Raw genomic sequence first — 482 nt, forward strand, 5'->3', positions numbered from 1 at the left:
GTGTCCTGTCTTGTCGCTGAATTTCGTTGACGAAGCCCGGCCCAACACGTTCGAGTTTGAAACCTCGGCGCTGATAAAGGCGTCCGGGTTTAGGGAATATGATGCGCGCTGGTGGTTTGGCCAGGTCGCGCCCGAACTTAACCTGATCGGCGTCCAGGCGCTCGGAATGGGGCTTGGCACGCTGATCCGCCGTGTCGGTGCCGGTCCCGATATCGTCACCGGGCATGATTTCCGCTCCTATTCGCTTGGCATCAAGCTGGCGCTGGTGTCCGGTTTGATGGCTGCAGGCGCTCGGGTGAGGGACATCGGACTGGCGTTGTCGCCGATGGCCTATTTCGCCCAGTTCGCACTGGACGTGCCTTCGGTCGCTATGGTCACCGCCTCGCATAACGAGAATGGCTGGACCGGGGTCAAGATGGGCGCGGCGCGGCCGCTGACTTTCGGGCCGGAAGAGATGAGCGCGCTGAAGCAGATTGTAATGG

General features: G+C 61.4%; 1 pseudogene. It reads left to right on the forward strand.

Going from position 1 to position 482, the window contains the following annotated elements:
- Positions 1-10: 10 nt before the first annotated feature.
- A pseudogene (locus EN943_RS37395) lies at positions 11-482 on the forward strand (phosphomannomutase/phosphoglucomutase); the annotation flags it as partial.

It is taken from the genome of Mesorhizobium sp. M7A.F.Ca.US.006.01.1.1 (genome assembly GCF_003997935.1).
Taxonomy (GTDB): domain Bacteria; phylum Pseudomonadota; class Alphaproteobacteria; order Rhizobiales; family Rhizobiaceae; genus Mesorhizobium.